The organism is Stenotrophomonas sp. 278 (assembly GCF_003935715.1).
Lineage (GTDB): Bacteria > Pseudomonadota > Gammaproteobacteria > Xanthomonadales > Xanthomonadaceae > Stenotrophomonas > Stenotrophomonas maltophilia_AH.
Genome location: NZ_RHPP01000246.1, coordinates 1 through 2,866, shown reverse-complemented (window position 1 = coordinate 2,866; position 2,866 = coordinate 1). Strand labels below are relative to the sequence as shown.

3 protein-coding genes are annotated in these 2,866 nt (G+C 66.5%); 2 read left to right on the top strand and 1 reads right to left on the bottom strand.

Going from position 1 to position 2,866, the window contains the following annotated elements; all coding sequences use genetic code 11:
- On the bottom strand, nt 1–735 hold a 735-nt coding region (locus EGJ34_RS21175), incomplete at its 3' end, for a lipid-binding SYLF domain-containing protein (protein ID WP_125362380.1).
- Nucleotides 736–895: 160 nt separating this feature from the next.
- Between EGJ34_RS21175 and hemH the strand changes: the two genes are divergently transcribed.
- Entirely contained in the window at nt 896–1,858 is a 963-nt protein-coding gene (gene hemH / locus EGJ34_RS21170) for a ferrochelatase (RefSeq protein ID WP_125362379.1), read from the top strand.
- Complete coding sequence (locus EGJ34_RS21165) at nt 1,855–2,706, top strand: alpha/beta hydrolase (RefSeq protein WP_125362378.1); 852 nt, start codon at nt 1,855–1,857, stop codon at nt 2,704–2,706. The genes hemH and EGJ34_RS21165 overlap by 4 nt, the downstream gene beginning before the upstream one ends.
- Nucleotides 2,707–2,866: the final 160 nt, after the last annotated feature.

Sequence of the window (2,866 nt, the reverse complement as noted above, 5' to 3'; positions counted from 1 at the left end):
GCCCGGTGCCGCGCGCGGAGCTGGTGCGGCACCGGCGGTGCCACGGTTGGCCCGTGCTGAATAGGTGGCTTCTTCGAGGCGATCACGGAACGCGACCACGTCCATCGACGGCGATTCGCCGACGCGACCTTCGAAGATCATGCGCGGAGTCGTGCTGCTGCCGTAGGCATCCAGGTTGGCTTCATCGTCGATCTGCAGCACCGCGCCGTCCAGCGCCACGCCGGCAAACAGGCCGCGGGCACGCGACCACGACCAGATTTCGGCCTTCAGCTGACCATCGGTGGCGGCGGCGGCATTCCGGCCCACCGGACCGGCAGCCACGCCCGCATCGGCACCCAGGGTGAACTTGCCGTTGACCAGATTGTCCAGGCTGCGATCGTTGCGGAACACCAGCACCACGTCGGACGACTGCACGCCGGCCTGGAAGCCGATGCTGCCGCCGGTGAGCTTCATGAACACCGGGTTGGACCAGCTGCCATCGGGATTCTTGACCGACATCAGGCCATGCCCGCGACGTCCGCCGATAACCAGACCGGCCTTGATGGTGTCCGGAATGACGACGATGGCGCGGCCTTCATCCAGCAGTTTGTCCGGGATGCCCTGCTCGGGAATGGACTGGATTTCATTCAGGACACGCACCGCGTTGCGGGCGCGCTGGTCTTCCTGGGGACCAGCCACGGCCTGGGCAGACAGCAGGCTGGCAGAGATCAACAGGACAAGGCTGATGCGGCGCATGGTGGTCTCCGAAAGCAATCAGACAACGGTAGGTGCCCATCCTGATGGACACGCATTACAGAACCGGTAGGTGCCCACGCGAGTGGGCACGCAATACCCGAAATTAGTCAGGTTTCAATGAATCCGCAATGAGTATCCCGGACCTGCGAGAATATCCCCCATGCTCGACGCCCCCCACACCGCTGTGCTGGCGGTCAATCTCGGCACGCCGCAGACCCCCACCGCGCCCGCGGTGCGGCGCTATCTGGCGGAATTTCTCAGCGACCCGCGCGTGGTCTCCATTCCCGCCCTCCTGTGGAAGCCGTTGCTGTACGGGCTGATCCTGCCCCTGCGCAGCGGACGTTCGGCCGCCAAGTACGCCCAGGTGTGGCTGCCCGACGGCTCGCCTCTGATGGTGTACACACGGCGGCTGGCCGAGGCGATGCAGGCCTTGATGCCCGATCTGACCGTGCGCCATGCCATGCGCTATGGCGCACCGGCACTGACCACCGAGCTCGACCGGCTGGCTGCGGAAGGCGTACGCCGCGTGGTCGTGCTGCCGCTGTATCCGCAGTATTCCACCACCACCACTGCGTCCATCGAAGACCAGCTTCGGCAGTGGCAGCCGCGCCATCCGGGGGTCACCGTCACCCTGGTGCGCGATTACGCGGTAGACCCGCAGTGGGTGGATGCCGTCGCCGGCAGCATCCGCGCCTGGTGGAACCAGCACGGGCGTGGCGAGAAACTGCTGTTCTCGTTCCACGGCATTCCGCAGCGCCTGGCCGACGCCGGCGATCCCTATCCGCAGCGCTGCGAAGCCAGTGCGCGCGCGATTGCCACGGCACTGGACCTGGGCGATGGCGAATGGCAGCTGGCCTATCAATCGCGCTTCGGGCGCGAGAAGTGGCTGCAGCCCTACGCCGAGCCGACGCTGTGGGAATGGGCGGAAGCAGGCATGAAGCGGATCGACGTGGTCTGTCCCGGGTTCGCCACCGACTGCCTCGAGACGCTGGAAGAAGTCGCCATGGGGTTCACTGAAACGCTGGCCGAGCGTGGCGCGCAGATGCGTTACATTCCCTGCCTCAATGATGCGCCGGAGCACGCACGGGCCCTGTCGCGGCTGAGCGTGGCTGCCCTGGCATGATGCTGCAGCCGTTCGATATGGCCCTGGCCACCACCTCGGTGGCCGGGCTGCGCTCGGAGCATCGCAATGCGCCACGCGTGCTGGCGCTGCATGGCTGGCTGGACAACGCGGCCAGCTTCGTACCGCTGGCCGCGCATCTGCCCGCGTTGGATCTGGTCGCCATTGACCTGCCCGGGCATGGCCATAGTGCGCACCTTCCACCGGGTACGCAGTACAACACCCCGGGTGCGATCTGCCACGTGCTGGACGTCGCCGACGCGCTGGGCTGGGATCGGTTTACCCTGCTGGGGCACTCGATGGGTGCAGGCATCGCCAATCTGACCGCCGCAGCCGCCCCAGAGCGCGTGGAGCGTCTGATTGCGATCGAAGCGCTTGGCGGACTGCGCGGACCCGAGGAAGAAACCGCCAGTCGTCTGCGCGAACATGTGCAGGCGGCGCGCCGGTTGGGCGACAAGCGTCTGCGCGTGTTCGCCGATCTCGCCGCGCCGATTCGCGCCCGCATGATGGCCAACCAGCTCAGCGAGCCGTGCGCGCGCCTGCTGGTCGAGCGCGGGGTAATGCCGGTGGACGGCGGCTACAGCTGGTGCAGCGACCCGCGCCTGATGCTGCCCACTGCATTGCGGATGAGCGAAGCGCAGATCGACAACCTGCTGGCCGCGATCGAATGCCCGACCCAGGTTGTTTACGCCAGTCCGGCGCAGTCGTACTACCCGGAGCCGCTGCGCAGCGAGCGGTTGCGGCTGCTGCGCGACGGGCGTTCAGCGGTGTTCCCGGGTACGCACCATCTGCACATGGAGCATCCCGGCGTGGTGGCTGCGGTGATCGCCGGGTTTCTGCAGGGCCAGTGACGCACTCGCTGGATGTCAGGCGTTCGATTGCACGGGTCCATCGCGCACAAAGAAAAACCCCGCTGCGCAAGCAGCGGGGTTTTGGGTGTAAACCCTGGCGATGACCTACTCTCGCATGGCTTGAGCCACACTACCATCGGCGCAGCTGCGTTTCACTTCC